Here is a 22,444-nt window from a genome sequence, read left to right as displayed (position 1 = left end):
TTTCAGCGGTGAGGGAGGTTACTTGACCGGTAGCTTCCCGCCGCTCGCGAGTCTGCAATAGTGAATTCAGTCCCCCTCGTCAGTATCGTCATTCCCGCCCTCAATCCCCGGTTCTTCCGCGCCGCGCTACAAAGTGCCTTGAATCAGGTTTACGACAACCTGGAAATCATTGTCTGCGACGATTGCCGCACCGATGAAATCAAGGCCGTTTTCGACGAACTGGTGCCCGCATCCGGCAACCTCGCGCGTTACGTGCGCAACCCGCAGCGGCTGGGGTTTCAGGGCAACCTGCTGAAGTGCCTTGAAGAATCACGCGGCGAATACATCAAGTTTCTGTGTGACGACGACCGCCTCTTTCCGTACTTCATCGCTAACCAGGCAGGCGTTCTGGATGCCTATGAAGACGTGAGTCTGGTCGTTGGCCGACGACATCTGGTCGACATCGATGACTACGTATTGCCACCCCGTCTGGAAAACGTCGGGCTCGTGCCCTACGACGCCGTGTTCAAAGGCGAGGACATGCTGGCGATTTTCGAGCGTACGCCACGCAATTATCTGGGCGGGTTCAGTGCTGCTCTGATGCGCCGTGCCGATGTTATGGAGTACCTGCCTTCGATTGCCCAGTCGGGACAGGGGTTTATCGCACTGCTGGATTTTGCGCTGTTCATATGCCTGTTGCGCCGTGGCAACCTGGTGGCGCTGCACACTATTCAAAACGTCGAGCGCCGACACCCGGATCGTTTCAGCGGCCAGCCCGACGTGATTCAAAAGGCCGCCACTGAATGGGGCTGGCTGAACGAAATGCTCAAGGCACGTAGCGGTGAGCAGGCCCCGGCCCAGGGCTGGGTGCGCTTTTTGCCCTTGCGCAAGGCGCTGGAACAGCCCCGTGAGTGGGACGAGGTCGGCCTTTACGGGATAATGGCCAGCCGTCAGGGTGTCATGCACAGCCGGGTGGGCAGCAAGAGCGAAACCTACGCCGAGCTTTACACCGAGTGGCTGTCGTGTCGGCAATTTACCGCCCCGCAGAGAAAACTGATCGAGAAACGCATCGGACACTGGACGTGGCAGCCGCGCATCGTTCCGGTGGTCGTTGACCCGTTTGGCGATGCCGAAGGGCTGGACATCACCCTGCGCAGCATTGCCGAGCAGGATTACGCCGCTGATTCAGTGGTTGTGTTGACCAATGCCGATGTTGACGATCCGCAGGTGCTGCGCTTCTCGTTGCAGCCGGATTGGGCGCGCCAACTGAACGAAGTGCTGCCGCTGCTGGAGAACGCCGACTGGGTTTATCTGCTGCGTGCCGGGGACCGGCTGACTCAGCCGTCACTGCTGGTGCTGGCAGAACGAGTCGCGCAAAGCGAGGGCCTGTTGTGCGTTTACAGCGATGAAGGCGCTCTGGTCGATGGGAAATCCAGCGAGCCGATCTTCAAGCCTGATTTCAACCTGGACCTGATGCGGGCCTATCCTTATGTTGGCCGCACGCTGGCGTTCCAGCGCCGCAATCTGCTGGACACAGGCGGCTTCGACCCTGTGCACGGCGAACTGGCACCGCACGATTTCATCTGGCGTCTGGTGGAAGGCGTCGGGCCTCAGTCTGTCGAACACATCGCCGAGGTTCAGGTTGAATCGACCCTGACCTACGCTGAATGGCTTTCGCTGCCTCAGGTGATCGAGCATAACGAGTCGGTCGTATCGGCCCATCTTTCGCGCATTGGCCGAGAGCACGTCATCCACCATGATCAGCTGCCACTGCTGAACCGGATCGAATACCGGCATGCTACAACCCCGCTGGTATCGGTGATCATTACCACCCGGGATCAACTGGCAGCCTTGGAGCGGTGTGTAGAAAGCCTGCTCAGCAACACGACTTACCCTTATTTTGAAGTGCTGATCGTCGACAACGCCAGCGAGAGCGCCGATACCCGCGCCTGGTTTGCCGCGATGAGTGAGCTGGGCAGCGACAAGCTGCGCATTTATGCGCTGACCGAGCCCGGCAGCGAAGCCAGTGCTCAGAACCTCGCCGCGCGGCACGCCAACGGCGATTATCTGCTCATGCTCAGCCCGCATGCTGTGCTGCATCAGGCTGACTGGCTGCAAAGTCTGCTCAACCATGCCCAGCGTCCCGAGGTGGGCATCGTCGGGCCACGAATCCTCACCCCGCAGGGCAATATTCTGTACGCAGGGATGGTGATGGGCATGGACGGGCTGGCGGGGCGGCCCTTCATCAATTATCCGGCAGGCTCAAGCAGCTACATGCAGCGTCTGCAGTTGACGCAGAACTGGAGCGCGGTCAGTGGCAATTGCCTGATGGTCCGCAAGGAAGTTTTCGACCAGGCAGGCGGCATGGAGGCTGCAACCTTCACCCAAGGGCTGCAGGATCTGGACCTGTGCATGCGGGTCGGGCGTGACGGCTACCTGATTGTCGGCACACCCGATTCGTCACTGGTATTGGCCGAGCCTGCCGCCGCCGAGCGCTCTGAAACGTCTCGTCAGGCGCTGGATAACGAGCAGCAATCGTTCTTTGAAAAATGGCTGCCAAAAATGGCTCGCGACCCGGCCTATAACCCCAATCTTCACCTCAGTGAAGTGCAGGCTTTCGATCTTGACCCAGGTCTGCAAGTGGGCTGGGAGCCGTTCTGCACCCGCCATCTGCCGTCGATTCTGGGCATGCTGGTCAACTCGTCGGCAGTGGGTCATTACCGTGTCAGCCAACCGTTGCTTGAGCTGATAGCGGCCGGGCGAGTGGTTGGCCGAATGTCCTATGAGTCGACTACGCCTGTCGAGATCGAGCGCCAGCGTCCGGACGTCATCGTTTTTCAAGGGCGTTATTCCGAACCCAAGATCAAAGATATCGTTCTGGCCAAAAACTACTCCAGTGCCATGCGCATTTTTGAACTGGATGACTACATCATTGATGTGCCCGAGCGGAACGAGCACCGGCGCAGCATGCCCGACAACATTGCCGAGATGCTGCGCAAGGGCATAGGCCTGTGCGACCGCGTGGTGGTGTCTACCCAGCCGCTGGCTCAGGTGCTGTCGAGCATGCACAGCGACATTCGTGTCGTGCCGAACATGTTGGCGACGCACTTGTGGAGCAGCCTCAAAAGCCAGCGCCGCACCTCCGGCAAGCCGCGGATCGGCTGGGGCGGCGGGACCAGTCATCGCGGCGACCTGGAATTGATTGTCGATGTCGTGCGTGAACTGGCCGATGAAGTCGAATGGGTGTTCTTCGGCATGTGCCCGGACTTGCTCAAGCCTTACATTCATGAGTATCACACAGCTGTAAGCCTGCAAACCTACCCGGCCAAACTGGCCAGCCTGAACCTTGATCTGGCCCTGGCACCGCTGGAATTCCATATCTTCAATGACTGCAAGAGCAATCTGCGTCTGCTGGAGTACGGTGCGTGCGGCTACCCGGTCATCTGTTCGGACACCGAGGCGTACCGCGGCCATTTGCCGGCTACGCGGGTCTACACCAACAGCTCCGAAGAATGGTTGCAGGCGATTCGCATGCACCTGTCAGACCCCAATGCGAGCTATCGTATGGGCGACGAATTGCGCGAAACCGTCTTGCGCGATTTCATGTTGCGTGGAGAAAACCTGCAATATTGGGCTAACGGCTGGTTGCCCGACTGACCCGACCTGTTTGATGCGCTCCAGCCACTGATGGCTGGAGCTGTGTTGTTTGCTCTTGCGTTGACCGGGTCTTTTGGTTATCAGGGTTGCTTCTGGTCACCAGGATTAGAGACGCCATCGGCACGCTATCAAGGAAAGCTCATGCAAAGCCATTCTGGAAATGAAACCACACCGTTGAGCCAGCGTTTGACCCTGCTGTTGCTCGCCGAGAATCAGCCGGATTTCCTGCGTCGTGCGCTGAAGTACTACAGCAGTTATCCGTGCAATGTGATTGTGGTCGATGCCTCGCCTGCGCCCGACGCGCAGGTTGCGGAGCGTGCCGGGCTGCAGTACATCCACAACGCCGCCCTCAGTGAAACCGGGCTCAGCGCCAGAATTGCAGAAGGCCTCAAGCAGGTGTCCACGCCCTTTGTGGTGTACGCGCAGGTCGACAGTTTCCTGCTGCCTGACGCACTGACCGAGGCCGTGAGTTTCCTTGAAAGCAACGAGCGTTACGGCGCTTGCCAGGGCTACAGCCTGGGTTACCAGGCCTACGTCGATCATGTGGATTATTTCCGCCGCGACCGTAAGGTTCATGAGGACTACGCGTCTGATCAGGCCGGTGAGCGGCTTCTGGGCTTCATGGGGCAAAGCCTGTCGCTGCTCAATGCCGTGACCCGGACCGGGCTGGCGCGTCAGTGGTTCACTTCAGTGCCTGAGGGCACCGAGCTGCACTGGCAGGAAATCGGCCATATGACCTTTCTGGTTGCGGCCGCCGCATTGCGCATCCTGCCCATCCCCTACGCGTTGCACGTCAATGCCGGCAAGGAGGCAGAGCATCGCTACGGTGCCGCCATCGCAGGCGCAGTCAAGCACATCGATCCCAAGGCCAAAGCCGAGCGCGAAACGCTTGCGCGTCTGCTGGTCTCGTCTCTGGGCGCCGCCAGTGGCTTGGCAGGTGAGCAGGGCGAGCAGCACATACTGGCCGGCCTCGCAGCAATGGCTGAATGCCTGGAAACCCAGCCGTATCAGGGCGGCGAAAAAATCATCAGCTCTGTGTGGAACGTTGCTCTGGCAGAGGTGGACGCGCAGTTCGAGCCTCGCCAGTTCGTTGAACTGCCGTTCTATAACCAGCCGTTGTTCGACGAACTGGCGCGAATCGAGTTTCTGATCCATCTATTGCCGGCAGGGCATGTGCAGATGGAAGGGCTGGAAGCCGTGCTGGTCAAGCAGGCCGAGCTGTTGCGTGTACAGAGCAACCCGGACGCCGAGTCGCTTTTGAGCCGTCTGTGGCAAGCCTATGCACACTACGCCTTCAGTCACAGCGTCGTGCAACGACTGGCCGAAGAATTGGGCAAGTCCGAGGACGAGGAAGACATCGAATGCGCTGAGCGTATTGTTGCCTGGGGCCAGCGTCTGCAGGCTGATTCCGCTTTCGATAACAGCCAGCTGTTGCGTGGCATGCCTTCCGGCAAGTTGCTCGACTGGCTCGATTCGCGTGATCCGGCACCGGCACAACTGAAAAAGCTCACCACGCAGCTGGCGCGTCGGCCAGCCGGTTCGCAAATCGGTATTTTGCTGCTTGATCTGGAAGCCGACGTGTTCAAGCTGCAGGCAACCTTCGACAGCCTGATCAACAGCCATTATCGAGCGTTCAAGGTCGTGGTATTCACCACCGGTGATCTGCCGGCAACCACCAGCCTGAACGACACCCTGCACTTCGTCAAAGTCGCCGAAAACAATTATGTCGACAAGATCAATCAGGTCGTCAAACAGGCCTCCAGCGACTGGTTGATGCTGGTACAGGCGGGTGAAGAGTTCACCCGCAGCGGTCTGCTGCTGGCCAGTGCCGAGTTGATTGACGCCGGGCAATGCCGGGCCGTAGCTGTGGATGAGATTCACCGTCAAGCCAACGGCACCCTGGCGCCGTTGTTCCGTCCGGGCTTCAACCTTGATCTGCTGCAAAGTGTGCCGACACTGGCCGCTCGGCACTGGCTGATTCGCCGCCAATTGCTGGTCGAGGCGGGCGGCTATTCGCGAGAGTTTCCCAAGGCGCTGGAATTCGACCTGCTGCTGCGTCTGATCGAGCAAGGCGGCATGAGCGGTCTGGCTCATTTGAGCGAGCCGGTGCTGATCTGCGATGCCCCCGAACCCGAAGATAATCAGGACGAGCAAAAGGCGCTGACACGTCATCTGGGCCAGCGTGGTTATCAGGCTGAGGTCAGTTCGGCGTTGCCCGGCACCTACAAGATCGATTATCGCCATGCCCATCGGCCGGTGGTCTCGATTCTGCTCCACAGCCAGGACAATCTGCCGGAACTGCAACGTTGCCTGCACAGTATCCTGCAACGCACCCGCTATCAGCGCTATGAAGTGCTGATCGGTGATAACGCCAGCACCTCTGCCGAATTGTCGACCTGGCTCGACCAGCAGCAACAGCTGTCCAGCCGGGTACGCGTATTTCGCGCCGAGCAGCGTGTCAGCACGGCGGCCTTGCGCAATCTGGTCAGCCAGGAAGCCAAGGGCGAGTACCTGATTCTGCTGGATGCCGAAAGCCAGATCGTCAATGTCGGGTGGATCGAGTCGTTGCTCAACCAGGCGCAGCGTCCGGAAGTGGGCGTGGTCGGCGTGCGTCTGGTGGACCGTGAAGGAACCATTACCCAGGCAGGTCTTGTTCTTGGACTCAATGGCGGTGTCGGTTCCGGCTTCGTTGGCGAGCCGAAGACGTCACGTGGCTATATGCAGCGACTGGTGGTCGAGCAGAACTACTCCGCCGTGTCATCAGCCTGCCTGATGATTGCCAAGGCGTTGTACGACTCACTGGACGGGCTGGACGAAGAGGCTTTTGCCGAGTCGCTGGGCGATGTCGACCTGTGCCTGAAGGCTGCACAGGCGGGCTATCTGACCGTCTGGACCCCGCATGTTCAGGTGGTTCATTCAGGCGTGGTAAATGCTCCCGAACCAGCGCTTGGCGCGCTGAGCGGAAAGTGGGCGGCGCAGTTTGCCCAGGACGAAGCTTATAACGCCAATCTCGATCTCAACGGCAAGGGGTTCACGCTGGCGGTTTAAGCTGCATGCATCATGCGATCCGGCTGTTTTACGGCCGGATCGTCTCCCTTCTGCTGTGGCGTCATTTTGTTTTTTCCCTCCGCCAATAATCGCAAAGCGTACAAACCGGCGTGACCTGCGGGTCATAACGTGCATCTTCACTGTATTGTGTTACAGGGAGCGACACGCGCCTGGCTTGCTTTCACATGCCTTGCGCCCTGAAAATGTCTGCAATCACCCTTATTCGGTAGCGCCCTGATCTTATCGGGACGAAAAATGACCTGTTTACTCATCGGGAAGCCATGATGATTGGCATTAAAAGCATAGCGAGTTACGTGCCCACTGCTGGCGTGGATAACTACGCTCAAGGTGCCAGTTTCGGCAAGGATGAAGATTTCATCCTCGGGAAAATCGGTTCCACGTTTCTGCCGCGTAAAGACGCTGGCCAGGAAACCTCGGACCTGTGCGTTGAAGCGGCCAATACCCTGTTTGCCAACAACCCGCAGCTCAAGCGCGAAAGTATTGACGTTTTGATCGTCGTCACCCAGAACGGCGACGAAGAGGGGCTGCCGCATACCGCAGCCATCGTTCAGGACAAGCTGGGTCTGTCGACCAATGTCGCTGCGTTCGACATTTCGCTGGGCTGTTCCGGCTATGTCTATGGCATCTACGCGATCAAGGGGTTCATGGAAGCGGCAGGGCTGAAAAACGGTCTGCTGATAACCGCTGACCCGTATTCGAAAATCGTCGACCCGCAGGACCGCAACACCACCATGTTGTTTGGCGATGCAGCCACAGCGACCTGGATGGGCGAGGACGCTGCCTGGCAACTGGGCAAGGCTAAATTCGGCACCGACGGTTCGGGTGCGCCGCACTTGAAGGTCAGCAACGGCGTGTTTTTCATGAACGGTCGCCAGGTGTTCAATTTTGCGCTGCTGAAAGTACCGGCGCACCTGCATGAACTGTTGGGAGAGTCAGACCTGACGCCTGACGATATCGATGCTTTCTGCATTCACCAGGGCAGCGCTGCCATTGTCGATGCCGTGGCGCGCCGCTTTGAAGACAAGCCCGAGAAGTTTCTCAAGGACATGGTTGAGACGGGTAACACCGTGTCGTCGAGTATTCCATTGCTGATTGAAAAGCACGTACTCAACTCTTCGTGGCATCGAGTAGCGCTGAGCGGTTTTGGCGTGGGGCTTTCCTGGGGTTCTGCGATTATCTATAAAGCCTGAATCGCCGCAGGCTAAAACAGCGCCCGTGACTAGTTCACCGGGCGCTTTTTTTTGAATAATCGATTCTGGTCACATTTTTGAACTTCTACAGTGGCCTGCTCTTTCTGGAACGTGAAGTTCAGACAACGGGTTTCCTCGCGTCATGTTGGTTTGGTTTCGCCTCAAACCCTTGTTTTATAAGGGTTGCAGGCATGATGGCAAAATATTCAAAAAAAACACTCAAGCAACCTGCCATCGCGACGATAACTATTACGAAGGTTCTCTAGGCACACCCGGCGCTTGCAGGGGCCGGAAGCCACGTAGTACCAAACCAACGAGGAATTCATCATGGCTTTAACAGTAAACACCAACGTAGCATCGTTGAACGTCCAGAAGAACCTGGGTCGCGCTTCCGACGCACTTTCGACCTCGATGACTCGTCTGTCTTCCGGTCTGAAAATCAACAGCGCCAAAGATGACGCTGCCGGCCTGCAAATCGCTACCAAGATCACTTCGCAGATCCGCGGCCAGACTATGGCGATCAAAAACGCCAACGACGGTATGTCCCTGGCGCAGACCGCTGAAGGCGCTCTGCAAGAGTCGACCAACATTCTGCAGCGTATGCGTGAACTGGCTGTTCAGTCCCGTAACGACAGCAACAGCTCCACTGACCGTGACGCGCTGAACAAAGAATTCACCGCGATGAGTTCCGAGCTGACCCGTATCGCTCAAAGTACCAACCTGAACGGCAAGAACCTGCTTGACGGTTCCGCCAGCACCATGACTTTCCAGGTTGGTTCCAACTCGGGCGCTTCGAACCAGATCACTCTGACTCTGAGCGCAAGCTTCGACGCCAACACCCTGGGTGTCGGTTCGGCTGTCACCATCGCCGGCTCCGATAGCGCCGCTTCGGAATCAGCTTTCTCTGCAGCCATCGCCGCCATCGACTCGGCTCTGCAGACCATCAACTCCACCCGTGCTGACCTGGGTGCTGCACAAAACCGTATGACCAGCACCATCTCCAACTTGCAGAACATCAACGAAAACGCCAGTGCTGCACTGGGTCGCGTACAAGATACCGACTTCGCTGCTGAAACTGCACAGCTGACCAAGCAACAGACCCTGCAACAGGCTTCCACCTCTGTTCTGGCTCAGGCTAACCAGCTGCCATCCGCTGTACTGAAACTGCTTCAGTAATAGCGACATGAGTTTTAGCGGGGGAGTGCGTAATAGCGCTCTCTCGCTTTTTTACTTTCGGAGGTGATGGTTATGGATATGAGTGTAAAGCTGAACGTTTCTTATCCGGCCGCCCAACCGGCGAGTCAGGCTCCAGTGCCAGACAAGTCTGTTGACAAGCCTGCCGATACGCCGTCAGTCGAGCGTGTTGCCGCTACAGCGGAAAGTAAAGGCTCGGATCTGCACAAGGATGACTCCCACGACGAGGCGAAAGTCAAAGCCGCGGCAGAAGACATCCAGAAATTTTTTCATTCGGTGAAGCGCAATCTCGAGTTTTCGATCGATGAAGCTTCTGGCAAAGTGATCGTCAAGGTCATTGCCAGTGACTCGGGTGAAGTGGTAAGACAAATTCCCAATGCAGAAATCCTGAAGCTGGCCGATAGTCTGAGTGATGCGAACAGTTTGTTGTTCCGCGCCAAGGCCTGATTGTCAGTACGGTATTTGTTGCCGTTTTGCGTGACCTGTGAAAAGGCAGTAAAACCGGCGACATTCTTGAAGGGAGAAGCAAAATGGCAAGTCCAATTACATCTTCAACAGGCCTGGGTTCGGGTCTGGCAATCACGGCCATCGTTGAAGGTCTGGTGGGTGCGGAGAAAGCGCCCAAGCAAAATCAGATCGACAAGCAGACCGCCGCTACAACCGCATCGCTGTCGGGTGTGAGTCAGCTGACGTCGGCATTGGCTGCGTTCCAGAAAACCCTGGATACCCTGGGCAGCTCCACGACGCCTGCGTTTCAGGGCTTTGCTGCGACATCTGCCAACGAAGCGGTGGTCAAGGCAACCGCCGGTAACACGGCCGTCAACGGTACTTACGCGATCGGTATCACCCAGCTGGCAACGCCTTCCAAGGTGGCCACAGCCGCACTGAATTCCACGCAGGCAAGTGCTATTCCGAGTGGTACCCTGAAAATCACTCAGAATGGCACTGATTACAGTGTCGCGATCGACAAGACCTCGACGCTGCAGGAAGTGCGCGACAAGATCAACTCGTCGCTGCAGGGTAAAGGCATTACTGCCAACATCATCAACGACGACAATGGTGCTCGTCTGGTTTTCAGTTCTACCACCACCGGCAAGGGTAGTGATATTTCGGTCGTGGGGGCTTCCGGTCAGGAAGCGCTGAATATCGATGGCACCAAGCTGATGAGCGACACCAGCACGGGCACCGATGCCAACGGCAAGGCGATTCCCGGCGCTGGCGCGATTACCGCGACCGCCAAGGACGCTGCTTTCACTGTTGACGGTCTGAGCCTGACCAGCAAGACAAATACAGTCAGTACCGCGATTTCCGGGTTGACCTTCGATCTGGTCGCGCCAAGCGCGGCTGGAGCAACCACTACCGTTACGGTGGCGACCAATACCGATGGGTTGAAGGCGTCGCTGCAGTCCTTTGTGGACTCCTACAACACGCTGGCCACCCTGGTGACTTCCCTGACCAAGGGCTCGATCAGCGACAAGGGTGTTTTCACGGCGGCCGCGCTTACCGGCGATGCCACGCCGCGCGCACTGTTGGCGACTATCCGTGATCAGTTGGCGAATGCCTCTTCAAGTGCTGGTCTCAGTGCTCTTTCGCAGTTGGGCATCAAGACCCAGCAGTCCAATGGTACGTTGTCACTGGACACCGTTACATTCACTGCAGCACTGAACGACAAAAAACTGGGCAGTCAGATCCAGACGATGTTCACCGGTACGGGCGCAACAAATGCCGACGGTACGGTTGATGGCGGTCTGGTTTCGCGTATGACCAAAGCGCTTCTGCCGTATACAAAGTCTGACGGTGTTCTGGCCAGTAAAACCAGCAGTCTGACTAAAATCCAGACCCGAATTGCCAGTGATCAGGACGCACTTGATCGTCGTATTGCCAGCTTGACGACCAGTCTGACCAAGAAATACAACGCCATGGACCTGGTGGTCGGGCAGCTCAAGGCGACCGCTACCAGTATCACTTCGATCTTCGAAGCGATGAACGCGCAGAAAAACGCTTCTTAAATTCTTTTTACAGAAGTATCCAGAACCCGACTCCGTGTCGGGTTTCTGCTTTTAGGCTAAAGTTTCTGCGCCATGCGTCGATAGCTTGAGTATCAGTATTATGGATTTGCGACGAGGTCCCCTTTATGAATCCGATGTTAGCGTTGCGGCAGTATCAGAAGATCGGCTCCCAGGCTCAGACCTCGGAAGCCAGTCCTCACCGTCTGGTTCAAATGTTGATGGAGGGTGGCCTTGACCGTATCGCTCAAGCCAAGGGTGCCATGGCACGCAAGGACATCGCCAACAAAGGCGTGTTCATCAGCAAGGCGATCGGCATCGTAGGCGGTTTGCGTGAAGGGTTGGACCTGGAGAACGCGCCCAGCGAAGCGCTGGTCAGGCAGGACAGCCTCTATCACTACATGATGACGCGCCTGGCCGAAGCCAACGCGCGCAACGATCAGAAGATGCTCGACGAGGTTGCCGGGCTGCTGATTACCGTCAAGGAAGGCTGGGACGCTATCGGTACCGCACAAGCACAACAATAAGTTGCTGCCCTGAGGAGAACAACAAGATGAGTGCTGCGCTCAAGCGTATCGAAGAAACCCGGGAAGCCCTGGTGGGGGCGCTTGCCGAACGCGACTGGGAGGCTATCGTCAAACTTGACCTGGCGTGTCGCGAATGTGTCGATGCGGTGGTCAGCGAAGCACCTGCTGACGAACCGGCTCTGCGCAGCAATCTCGAGGAGTTGTTGGGGGTCTACAGGCAACTGATTGATGTTGCAACCGGGGAGCGTCAAGCAGTCGTCGATGAAATGACTCAAATCCAGAATGCGAAGAACGCGACGAAGGTATACCATCTGTTCGGTTAATGTTTAATTGTCATTTTTATTGTTCGACAAGAATTTCGCCATAAATTTGACTGTGTTCGTTTTTTTGACTTAACTAGTGATGTTTACTATTTTCTGGCGTCTCAAGGTTTATACGGCTGAGATGCCAAGCTGCCCCCCAATCATGGGCATTGAGTTGACTAGGGAAGTTGCTATTGCATGTGGCGTGAAATCAAGATTCTGCTAATCGATGACGATAGCCAGCGCCGCCGGGATCTGGCGGTTATCCTGAATTTTCTTGGCGAAGAAAACCTCTCCTGTTCAAGCCAGGACTGGCAGCAGGTGGTCGGCTCTCTGGCATCTCCGCGAGAAGTCCTTTGTGTGCTGGTCGGTAGCGTAAGCGCTCCGGGCAGCCTTCAAGGGCTTCTTAAGACCATCGCAGCATGGGATGAGTTCCTTCCTGTGCTGCTTATGAGCGAAAATTCTTCTGTCGAGCTGCCGGAGGACCTGCGCAGGCGGGTTCTTTCCGCGCTCGAAATGCCGCCCAGCTACAGCAAGCTGCTCGATTCCCTGCACCGTGCCCAGGTCTATCGCGAGATGTACGACCAGGCCCGCGAGCGTGGGCGTCATCGTGAGCCGAACCTGTTCCGCAGTCTGGTGGGGACCAGTCGCGCGATTCAGCATGTGCGGCAGATGATGCAGCAGGTCGCTGACACTGACGCCAGCGTTTTGATTCTCGGTGAGTCGGGGACTGGCAAGGAAGTGGTAGCGCGCAACCTGCACTATCACTCCAAGCGCCGCGATGCACCGTTTGTGCCGGTCAACTGCGGTGCCATTCCGGCCGAGCTGCTCGAAAGCGAGTTGTTCGGGCATGAGAAGGGCGCGTTTACCGGGGCAATCACCAGTCGTGCCGGCCGTTTCGAGCTTGCCAACGGCGGTACGCTGTTCCTTGATGAAATCGGTGACATGCCGCTGCCTATGCAGGTCAAGTTGCTGCGCGTGTTGCAGGAACGCACTTTCGAGCGCGTGGGCAGCAACAAGACGCAGAGCATCGACGTGCGCATCATTGCCGCGACGCACAAGAATCTCGAAAACATGATCGAGCTTGGCAGCTTCCGCGAAGACCTTTATTACCGTCTCAATGTGTTCCCTATCGAGATGGCACCGTTGCGCGAGCGTGTCGAAGACATTCCGCTGTTGATGAACGAACTGATTTCGCGCATGGAGCACGAAAAGCGTGGCTCGATTCGTTTCAACTCCGCCGCCATCATGTCGCTGTGTCGTCATGCCTGGCCGGGCAACGTTCGCGAGCTGGCCAACCTGGTCGAGCGCATGGCGATCATGCACCCGTACGGCGTGATCGGCGTGGCCGAGCTGCCGAAGAAATTCCGCTATGTCGATGACGAAGACGAGCAGATGGTCGACAGCATGCGCAGCGATATCGAAGAGCGCGTTGCCATCAACAGCAACACGCCGAACTTCGCGTCGGGCGCAATGCTGCCGCCTGAAGGTCTGGATCTGAAGGACTATCTGGGCGGCCTGGAGCAGGGCCTGATTCAGCAGGCGCTCGACGATGCCAACGGCATTGTTGCCCGCGCTGCAGAGCGTTTGCGGATTCGTCGCACCACGCTGGTCGAGAAGATGCGCAAGTACGGTATGAGTCGCCGTGAAGGTGATGAACAGGCAGATGATTGACGCCTGTCTGTAGCGCCAAAAATCAAACCCCTGAATTTTCAGGGGTTTTTTTTCGGCACGAGGATTGCAAAGTCCCTCTCAACACACCGTTTACTGACGGTTCGCCACGAGAGAGATGAACTATGTCCCAGGCCGCCCAACTGACTTCTGCCCTATCTGCTCAGGCTCAATACTCCCCGGAGCTGGAAAGTCGTCAGGGGCTTGAGCAGGCGTTCTCGCTGTTCAATCAAATGTCGGCGCAATTGACTGACTCCTATGGTCTGCTCGAAGCGCGTGTCACTGAACTCAAGGGCGAACTGGCCCATGCCGGTGCCCAGCGCCTGCAAGAGCTGGCGGAAAAGGAGCGGCTGGCCAACCGCCTGCAAAACCTGCTTGATCTGCTCCCCGGTGGCGTAATCGTGATTGATGGCATGGGCGTAGTGCGTGAAGCCAATCCTGCGGCAATCGATCTGCTGGGCCAGCCCTTGCTGGGCATGCTCTGGCGTCACGTCATCAGTCGGTGTTTTGCCCCGCGTGAAGACGATGGCCACGAAGTCTCGCTCAAGGACGGCCGCAGACTTTCCATTGCAACCCGCTCGCTGGACGCTGAACCCGGGCAGTTGGTGCTGCTTAATGACTTGACCGAAACCCGCCGTCTCCAGGAACAATTGGCGCGTCACGAGCGGCTGTCATCGCTGGGTCGGATGGTTGCTTCTCTGGCGCATCAGATTCGTACGCCGTTGTCGGCCGCCATGATCTACGCCAGTCATCTGACCGAGCAGGAATTGCCGGTGGAAACCCAGCAGCGCTTTGCCGCACGGCTCAAGGATCGTTTGCATGAACTCGAGCATCAGGTTCGCGACATGCTGGTGTTTGCTCGTGGCGAGTTGCCACTGACGGATCGCCTGACGCCCGTTGCCCTGTTTCAGGCGTTGCAAAACGCTGCGGCCACCCATGTGCAAGGCGTGCCGGTGCGTTGGCAGTGCGACAGTATTGAAGGCGAGTTGCTGTGCAATCGCGACACCTTGGTCGGTTCGTTGCTCAACCTGATTGAAAACGCCGTCCAGGCCAGTGCTGGCCGGACACTGCTGAAAGTTCATGTGTACAGCCGCGGCAATGTGTTGCGCATATGCTTCAGCGATAATGGCAGTGGCATGGACAAGGCTGCGCTGGCGCGTATCGGCGAGCCGTTTTTCACCACCAAGACCACCGGCACCGGGCTCGGTCTGGCGGTGGTAACCGCCGTTTCGCGTGCACATCAGGGCGGCGTGCATTATCTGTCGCGGGTCGGTCGTGGCACCTGTGCAATCGTCAGCCTGCCATTGATTCCGTCTTCCGGCTCGTTGGGTAGCAACTGATGTCGATCAACGTGCTGTTGGTCGAGGACGACCGTTCACTGCGCGAGGCGCTTGGCGAAACCCTGGAATTGGCCGGCTATGGATACCAGGCGGTCGGCTCTGCCGAAGAAGCGCTGGTCGCTGCCGAGGCGCAACCATTCAGCCTGGTGGTCAGCGACGTCAACATGCCGGGTATGGACGGTCATCAGTTGCTGAGCCTGTTGCGCAGTCGGCATCCGCAACTGCCGGTATTGCTGATGACCGCTCACGGTGCCGTTGATCGCGCGGTCGATGCCATGCGTCAGGGCGCGGCCGATTATCTGGTCAAGCCTTTCGAGCCCAAGGCCCTGATTGCATTGGTTGCACGACATGCACTGGGTCGTCTGGAGCCTGCCGAGCGCGACGGGCCGATTGCTGTTGAACCCGCCAGTATCCAGTTATTGAACCTGGCCAGCCGTGTGGCGAAGAGCGACTCCACTGTGCTCATCTCCGGTGAGTCCGGCACAGGCAAGGAAGTGCTGGCGCGTTTCATTCATCAAAATTCTCCGCGTGCCGATAAGCCTTTTATTGCGATCAACTGCGCTGCGATTCCGGACAATATGCTGGAAGCGACGCTGTTCGGTCATGAAAAGGGCTCGTTTACCGGCGCCATTGCCGCGCAGGCCGGCAAGTTCGAACAGGCTGACGGCGGGACAATCCTGCTTGACGAGATTTCCGAAATGCCACTGGGACTGCAGGCCAAACTGTTGCGTGTGTTGCAGGAGCGGGAAGTCGAGCGCGTGGGTGCGCGCAAGCCGATCATTCTGGATATTCGTGTCGTGGCCACCACCAACCGCGATCTTGCGGGTGAAGTGGCGGCGGGGCGCTTTCGTGAAGATCTGTTTTATCGCCTGTCGGTGTTTCCACTAGCCTGGCAGGCGCTGCGTCAAAGGACTGCCGATATTCTGCCATTGGCCGAGCGGCTTCTGGCCAAGCACGTCAATAAAATGAAGCACGCGCCGGTTCGTCTTTCTGCCGAGGCGCAGCAGTGTCTGGTCAGCTACCCCTGGCCTGGCAATGTGCGTGAGCTGGATAACGCCGTGCAGCGAGCCTTGATTCTGCAGCAGGGCGGGGTGATACAGGCGCAGGATTTCTGTCTGTCCGGGCCGGTGACAAGTCTTCCATCCGCTGCGGTGGTGGAGGCGTTGCCGTCTTTGCCTGTCACATCCTCGCCTGATAATGCAGGTGCAGGTGGCAATGCGGAATCTGTCGGTGCACTGGGTGATGACCTCAGGCGTCGCGAGTTTCAGATGATTATTGACACGCTGCGTGCGGAGCGCGGTCGTCGTAAAGAGGCTGCCGAGCGCCTGGGCATCAGCCCGCGTACCTTGCGTTACAAGCTGGCGCAGATGCGCGATGCCGGGATGGATGTGGAAGCCTATCTGTTCGCTACCTGAGCCGGTGCCGCTGATCGGTGGTTGTGATCGCCGGTCACTGAATATTCGTATAAACGGCGCAAGCCGGAAATATCCGGATACCCCCATGAATACGGGAGGTCTGGAGTGATTTGATGTCGGGCAACATGGCATTCCCATTTGGTGTGGCAAATAGCCGCCATCTAGCTGGCACCGTTGTTGCTATGTCTTCTGTACCCGCTGAATCAGTGTCAAAAATTTGCGGGCCTTACGAGAGAAACGTCCATGAGCCAAGGTGTTGAATTTAATCGCTTGATGTTGGATATGCGGGCCATGCAGATGGATGCGATGTCTGCACCCAAGCCCGTGTCCGGCGCGCAGGAAGCCGGCGCCAGCAGCTTTGCCGACATGCTTGGCCAGGCCGTCAACAAGGTCGCGCAGACCCAGCAGGCCTCCAGTCAGCTGGCCAATGCATTTGAAATCGGCAAGAGCGGCGTGGATCTGACCGACGTCATGATTTCGTCGCAGAAAGCCAGCGTGTCTTTTCAGGCGTTGACCCAGGTGCGTAACAAGCTGGTTCAAGCTTATCAAGACATCATGCAGATGCCGGTTTAAGGGACGTACTGAGTCATGGCCGAAGCAACTGCCGATCCCGTTCCAGCAAGAGCGGGCGCTTCCGATAAGAAACCGTTGTTCGGTTTGTCTTTTCTGGAAAACCTTTCTGAAATGACCATGCTGCGTCAGATCGGCCTCATGGTCGGTCTTGCCGCGAGCGTGGCCATCGGCTTTGCCGTGGTGCTCTGGTCCCAGCAGCCTGACTATCGTCCGCTTTATGGCAGCCTGGCGGGCATGGACAGCAAGCAGATCATGGACACCCTGACTGCGGCGAATATCAACTACACCGTCGAACCCAATTCCGGCGCGCTGCTGGTCAAGTCCGATGATGTGCAGCGTGCGCGTATCCAGCTGGCGCAGGCAGGCGTGGTGCAGAACGACGCCAACATCGGTTTCGAAATCCTCGACAAGGATCAGGGTCTGGGGACCAGTCAGTTCATGGAAGCCACGCGTTATCGTCGTGGTCTGGAAGGCGAACTGGCACGTACCATCTCCGCCCTGAACAACGTCAAGGGTGCCCGTGTGCACCTGGCGATTCCGAAGAGTTCGGTGTTTGTCCGTGACGACCGCAAGCCAAGCGCTTCGGTACTGGTCGAGCTGTATGCTGGCCGCTCGCTGGAGCCCAGCCAGGTTATGGCCATTATCAACCTGGTGGCCACCAGTGTTCCCGAGCTGAGCAAGTCGCAGATCACCGTTGTCGACCAGAAGGGCGCTTTGCTGTCAGATCAGGCGGAAAATTCCGAACTGACCATGGCCGGCAAGCAGTTCGACTACAGCCGTCGCATGGAAGGCATGCTGACCCAGCGCGTGCAGAACATTCTGCAGCCGATTCTGGGCAATGATCGCTACAAGGCTGAGGTCTCGGCAGTGGTCGATTTCAGCGCCGTCGAATCGACCGCCGAAAGCTTCAACCCTGACCAGCCTGCCTTGCGCAGCGAGCAGTCGGTCAACGAACAGCGCTCCAGCAGTTCAAGCACGGGCGGCGTTCCGGGGGCGTTGAGCAACCAGCCGCCAGGTCCTGCAACTGCTCCACAGAATGCAACTGCCGGTGCGGCCGGTGCTGCCGGCCCTATCGCGCCAGGCCAGCCGCTGCTGGATGCCAATGGTCAACAGATCATGGACCCGGCGACCGGTCAGCCAGCGTTGGCTCCGTACCCGGCCGACAAGCGCGTGCAGTCGACCAAGAATTTCGAGCTGGACCGTTCGATCAGCCATACCAAGCAACAGCAGGGCCGTCTGACTCGTCTGTCGGTTGCGGTGGTAGTCGATGACATGGTCAAGACCAACGCCGCCAACGGCGAAGTCACTCGTGCTCCGTGGAGCGCTGCTGACCTGGCTCGCTTTACCCGTCTGGTGCAGGATGCCGTCGGTTTCGACGCCAGCCGAGGTGACAGCGTCAGCGTGATCAACGTGCCATTCTCCAGCGAGCGCGCTGAAGTGTTGCCAGAGGCGTCGTTCTACTCGCAACCGTGGTTCTGGGACATCGTCAAACAGGCGGTGGGTGTGATCTTCATCCTCATCCTGGTGTTTGGCGTGTTGCGTCCGGTGTTGACCAACATTACCACCGGCAAGAGCAAGGAACTGGCCGGTTTCGGTGGCGACGCCGAGCTGGGTGGCATGGGCGGCCTGGATGGCGAGTTGTCCAACGACCGCGTCAGCCTGGGTGGCCCGCAAAGTATTCTGCTGCCTAGCCCGACCGAGGGTTATGACGCACAGCTGAACGCAATCAAGAGCTTGGTGGCCGAAGACCCGGGTCGTGTGGCCCAGGTCGTGAAAGAGTGGATTAACACTGATGAATGATCGAGCCATGGTAGCCAAACTCTCCAAAGTCGAGAAAGCCGCAGTGCTGTTGCTTTCCCTTGGCGAAACCGACGCAGCTCAGGTGCTCCGGCACATGGGGCCCAAGGAAGTCCAGAAAGTGGGCGTAGCGATGGCTCAGATGCGCAACGTGCATCGCGAGCAGGTCGAAGAGGTCATGAGCGAGTTCGTCGATATCGTCGGCGATCAGACCAGCCTTGGTGTCGGTTCCGATGGCTATATCCGCAAGATGCTGACCCAGGCACTCGGCGAAGACAAGGCCAACGGCCTTATCGACCGGATCCTGCTGGGTGGCAACACCAGCGGTCTGGACAGCCTCAAGTGGATGGAGCCGCGTGCCGTCGCCGACGTGATCCGTTTCGAGCACCCGCAGATTCAGGCCATCGTGGTGGCTTATCTTGACGCCGACCAGGCGGGCGAGGTGCTTGGGCATTTCGATCACAAGGTCCGTCTGGATATCATTCTGCGCGTTTCTTCGCTCAATACGGTGCAGCCAGCAGCGCTCAAAGAGCTTAACCAGATTCTCGAGAAGCAGTTCTCCGGTAACGCCAACACGTCGCGTACTACCCTGGGTGGTATCAAGCGTGCAGCCGACATCATGAACTTCCTCGACAGCTCCATCGAAGGCGCGCTCATGGATTCGATCCGCGAGGTCGACGAAGACCTTTCGGTACAGATCGAAGACCTCATGTTTGTCTTCAACAACCTCTCCGACGTGGACGACCGCGGTATTCAGGCGCTGTTGCGCGAAGTATCCTCGGACGTGCTGGTACTGGCGCTCAAGGGCTCGGACGAGGCGATCAAGGAAAAAATCTTCAAGAACATGTCCAAGCGTGCCGCCGAACTGTTGCGCGACGACCTGGAAGCAAAAGGTCCGGTGCGTGTCAGCGACGTGGAAACCGCCCAGAAAGAAATCCTCACCATTGCGCGTCGTATGGCCGAGGCCGGCGAGATCGTACTCGGTGGCAAGGGTGGCGAGGAAATGATCTAAGGATTCAGCCGACTCATGTCCAGTTCCAATAAAGAATCGGCCAGCGACCTCATTCGCGCCAAGGACGCCGGGTTACTCGATATCTGGTCGTTGCCCAGCTTCGATCCACATGTGGAACCCGAGCCTGAGCCCGAACCGGAACCGGTCGATGAACCGGCCGAGATGGAAGAAGTACCGCTGGATGAAGTTCAGCCGTTGACCCTGGAGGAGCTGGAAAGCATCCGCCAGGAGGCGTGGAACGAAGGCTTCGCCACCGGTGAAAAGGAAGGCTTTCACAGCACCCAGCTAAAAGTGCGCCAGGAGGCGGAAGTCGTTCTTGCGGCCAAGGTCGCCAGCCTGGAACAACTGATGGGCCACCTGTTGGCACCTATCGCCGAGCAGGACACACAGATCGAAAAGGCTGTCATTCATCTGGTCGAGCACATCGCGCGGCAGGTCATTCAGCGCGAACTGGTCACTGATTCCGGGCAGATCGCCAGCGTGTTGCGCGATGCCCTCAAGCTATTGCCGATGGGTGCGCAGAACCTGCGAATTTTCATCAATCCTCAGGACTTCCTGCTGGTCAAGGCCATGCGCGAGCGTCATGAAGAGTCGTGGAAAATAGTCGAAGACGAAGACTTGCTGCCGGGTGGTTGCCGTATCGAAACCGAGCATAGCCGTATTGATGCCAGTGTCGAAACGCGAATCGCGCTGGCTATTTCCAAAATGCATGATCAGTTGCATGAGCAAGTGACGCATCCGGCTGCGGCGGACCTCAGCGTCGACCTGCAAGCCTCGCCCGGCAAGGCTTCCAATGCAGCCGAAGCTGACGCGGACACCCTCGATGCGCCTTGATCGCACCAGTTTCGGCAAACGCCTCGGTTCCTATGCCGAGTCGATCAGTCTGCCTGCCCAGCCGGTAGTAGAGGGTCGCCTGCTGCGTATGGTTGGCCTGACGCTTGAGGCCGAGGGCCTGCGTGCGGCGATGGGTAGCCGTTGCGTGGTCATCAACGATGACAGTCATCACCCGGTCGAAGTCGAGGCCGAAGTGATGGGGTTTTCTGGCGGCAAGGTGTTTCTGATGCCGGTCGGCAGCGTGGCGGGCATTGCGCCCGGCGCGCGCGTGGTGCCGCTGGCCGATACCGGTCGCCTGCCGATGGGCATGAGCATGCTGGGCCGTGTGCTTGACGGCGCGGGCCGGCCGCTGGACGGCCGCTCGCCGATCAAGGCTGAAGACTGGGTGCCAATGGATGGCCCGACCATTAACCCGCTCAAGCGTGACCCCATCAGCCAGCCGCTGGATGTCGGCATTCGCTGCATCAACGGTTTATTGACGGTTGGCCGCGGCCAGCGTCTCGGGTTGTTTGCCGGTACTGGTGTGGGCAAGAGTGTGCTGCTGGGCATGATGACGCGCTTCACAGAGGCGGACATCATTGTCGTCGGCCTGATCGGTGAGCGGGGTCGTGAGGTCAAGGAGTTCATCGAGCACATTCTTGGCGAAGAGGGCCTGAAGCGCTCGGTGGTGGTTGCATCGCCAGCCGATGATGCGCCGCTGATGCGGCTGCGCGCTGCCATGTATTGCACGCGGATCGCCGAATACTTTCGTGACAAGGGCAAGAATGTCCTGCTGCTGATGGACTCGCTGACCCGTTTTGCTCAGGCTCAGCGGGAAATCGCCCTGGCTATTGGCGAGCCGCCAGCCACCAAAGGCTACCCGCCCTCTGTGTTCGCCCGGTTGCCCAAGCTGGTGGAGCGCGCAGGCAATGCCGAGGCGGGTGGTGGTTCCATCACGGCCTTCTACACGGTGCTGTCGGAAGGCGATGACCAGCAGGACCCGATTGCCGACTCCGCGCGCGGTGTGCTCGACGGTCACATCGTGCTGTCCCGGCGTCTGGCTGAAGAAGGTCATTACCCGGCCATCGATATCGAAGCTTCCATCAGTCGGGTCATGCCTGCGGTGGTCAGCCCCGAGCACATGGCGCGTGCGCAGCATTTCAAACAGTTGTGGTCGCGTTACCAGCAGACCCGCGACCTTATCAGCGTGGGCGCCTATGTCGCGGGTGGCGATCGCGAGACCGACATGGCGATTGCGTTGCACCCGGTGTTGGTGCGCTATCAGCGCCAGGGCCTGCGAGACAACGAAAGCATGCAAGGCAGTGGCGAGGCGCTGGCGTCGATATTCGCACCGGCCCCCGGCGGCTGATAGCCTATGGCTCAGAGTCGAGCGGCGCGTCTGGCGCCAGTGGTCGAGATGGCGGAAGCCGCCGAGCGAACGGCGGCTCAGCGGCTTGGGCATTTTCAGGGGCAGGTCAATCTGGCCAACAACAAGCTGCAGGAACTTGACCAGTTTCGTCAGGATTATCAGCAGCAATGGTTGCAACGCGGCAGTGCCGGGGTTTCCGGGCAGTGGTTGCTGGGTTATCAGCGCTTTCTCAGTCAGCTCGATGTCGCCGTTGCCCAGCAATACAAAAGTCTTGAGTGGCACAAGGCCAATCTCGATAGGGCGCGTAGCGCCTGGCAGGATTGTTATGCGCGGGTTGAAGGCTTGCGCAAGCTGGTGCAGCGTTATATGGATGAAGCACGCAGACTGGAGGACAAGCGGGAGCAGAAATTGCTCGACGAGTTGTCGCAGCGTCTGCCTCGTCACGAACAATTCTGACGTTTGACTCAATCAGACCCGCGGTGATTTCTCTGGCTGGTCTACGCTATCAATGTCTCGGTGATGAAACACCT

General features: G+C 58.2%; 17 protein-coding genes. All 17 read left to right on the top strand.

The window, feature by feature from the left end:
- Positions 1–60 precede the first annotated feature (60 nt).
- The 17 genes from RYB09_RS22305 (at position 61) to fliJ (ending at position 22,370) form a co-directional block, all read left to right on the top strand.
- Positions 61–3,636 (top strand): glycosyltransferase, encoded by a 3,576-nt coding sequence (locus tag RYB09_RS22305; protein WP_058401324.1) that lies wholly within the window; start codon positions 61–63, stop codon positions 3,634–3,636.
- A gap of 141 nt (positions 3,637–3,777) precedes the next feature.
- Entirely contained in the window at positions 3,778–6,684 is a 2,907-nt protein-coding gene (locus tag RYB09_RS22300) for a glycosyltransferase (protein WP_122258544.1), read from the top strand.
- Positions 6,685–6,968: 284 nt separating this feature from the next.
- Entirely contained in the window at positions 6,969–7,895 is a 927-nt protein-coding gene (locus tag RYB09_RS22295; RefSeq protein ID WP_002554302.1) for a ketoacyl-ACP synthase III, read from the top strand.
- A gap of 327 nt (positions 7,896–8,222) precedes the next feature.
- Positions 8,223–9,071 carry a flagellin domain-containing protein gene (locus tag RYB09_RS22290; protein ID WP_058401327.1) on the top strand — a complete coding sequence of 283 codons (849 nt, stop codon included), beginning with the start codon at positions 8,223–8,225 and terminating at the stop codon, positions 9,069–9,071.
- Positions 9,072–9,143: 72 nt separating this feature from the next.
- Positions 9,144–9,536, top strand: coding sequence for a flagellar protein FlaG (locus RYB09_RS22285; RefSeq protein ID WP_002554300.1), 393 nt, complete (start codon positions 9,144–9,146; stop codon positions 9,534–9,536).
- An 83-nt stretch (positions 9,537–9,619) separates the two neighbouring features.
- Positions 9,620–11,098 carry a flagellar filament capping protein FliD gene (gene fliD / locus RYB09_RS22280; protein WP_058401328.1) on the top strand — a complete coding sequence of 493 codons (1,479 nt, stop codon included), beginning with the start codon at positions 9,620–9,622 and terminating at the stop codon, positions 11,096–11,098.
- A 125-nt stretch (positions 11,099–11,223) separates the two neighbouring features.
- Positions 11,224–11,622 (top strand): flagellar export chaperone FliS, encoded by a 399-nt coding sequence (gene fliS / locus RYB09_RS22275; RefSeq protein WP_058401329.1) that lies wholly within the window; start codon positions 11,224–11,226, stop codon positions 11,620–11,622.
- A gap of 26 nt (positions 11,623–11,648) precedes the next feature.
- Positions 11,649–11,945 carry a flagellar protein FliT gene (gene fliT / locus RYB09_RS22270; RefSeq protein WP_002554297.1) on the top strand — a complete coding sequence of 99 codons (297 nt, stop codon included), beginning with the start codon at positions 11,649–11,651 and terminating at the stop codon, positions 11,943–11,945.
- A 177-nt stretch (positions 11,946–12,122) separates the two neighbouring features.
- Positions 12,123–13,598 (top strand): transcriptional regulator FleQ, encoded by a 1,476-nt coding sequence (fleQ, locus tag RYB09_RS22265; protein ID WP_002554296.1) that lies wholly within the window; start codon positions 12,123–12,125, stop codon positions 13,596–13,598.
- Positions 13,599–13,720: 122 nt separating this feature from the next.
- Positions 13,721–14,935, top strand: a complete 1,215-nt coding sequence (locus RYB09_RS22260; protein WP_058401330.1) for a sensor histidine kinase — start codon at positions 13,721–13,723, stop codon at positions 14,933–14,935.
- A complete protein-coding gene (locus tag RYB09_RS22255) occupies positions 14,935–16,350 on the top strand; it encodes a sigma-54-dependent transcriptional regulator (protein ID WP_122258542.1) in 1,416 nt (471 codons plus the stop codon). Before RYB09_RS22260 ends, RYB09_RS22255 begins: the two co-directional genes overlap by 1 nt.
- Positions 16,351–16,593: 243 nt before the next feature.
- Complete coding sequence (gene fliE / locus RYB09_RS22250) at positions 16,594–16,923, top strand: flagellar hook-basal body complex protein FliE (RefSeq protein ID WP_002554293.1); 330 nt, start codon at positions 16,594–16,596, stop codon at positions 16,921–16,923.
- Between the two features lie 15 nt (positions 16,924–16,938).
- Positions 16,939–18,723, top strand: a complete 1,785-nt coding sequence (gene fliF / locus RYB09_RS22245; protein WP_002554292.1) for a flagellar basal-body MS-ring/collar protein FliF — start codon at positions 16,939–16,941, stop codon at positions 18,721–18,723.
- Positions 18,716–19,732, top strand: a complete 1,017-nt coding sequence (gene fliG / locus RYB09_RS22240) for a flagellar motor switch protein FliG (protein WP_002554291.1) — start codon at positions 18,716–18,718, stop codon at positions 19,730–19,732. Before fliF ends, fliG begins: the two co-directional genes overlap by 8 nt.
- A gap of 15 nt (positions 19,733–19,747) precedes the next feature.
- The gene (gene fliH, locus RYB09_RS22235) at positions 19,748–20,566 is read left to right on the top strand and encodes a flagellar assembly protein FliH (RefSeq protein ID WP_122258541.1); all 819 of its coding nucleotides are present in this window, start codon (positions 19,748–19,750) and stop codon (positions 20,564–20,566) included.
- Complete coding sequence (gene fliI, locus RYB09_RS22230) at positions 20,556–21,914, top strand: flagellar protein export ATPase FliI (RefSeq protein ID WP_004664459.1); 1,359 nt, start codon at positions 20,556–20,558, stop codon at positions 21,912–21,914. Before fliH ends, fliI begins: the two co-directional genes overlap by 11 nt.
- A 6-nt stretch (positions 21,915–21,920) precedes the next feature.
- Positions 21,921–22,370, top strand: coding sequence for a flagellar export protein FliJ (fliJ, locus tag RYB09_RS22225; RefSeq protein WP_002554288.1), 450 nt, complete (start codon positions 21,921–21,923; stop codon positions 22,368–22,370).
- The last annotated feature ends 74 nt before the right edge of the window (positions 22,371–22,444 follow it).

This window comes from Pseudomonas syringae group sp. J254-4, assembly GCF_032586855.1.
Classification (GTDB): domain Bacteria; phylum Pseudomonadota; class Gammaproteobacteria; order Pseudomonadales; family Pseudomonadaceae; genus Aquipseudomonas; species Aquipseudomonas amygdali.
Note: the sequence above shows the minus strand (reverse complement) of the source record. Positions and strands in the feature narration are given on the sequence as shown.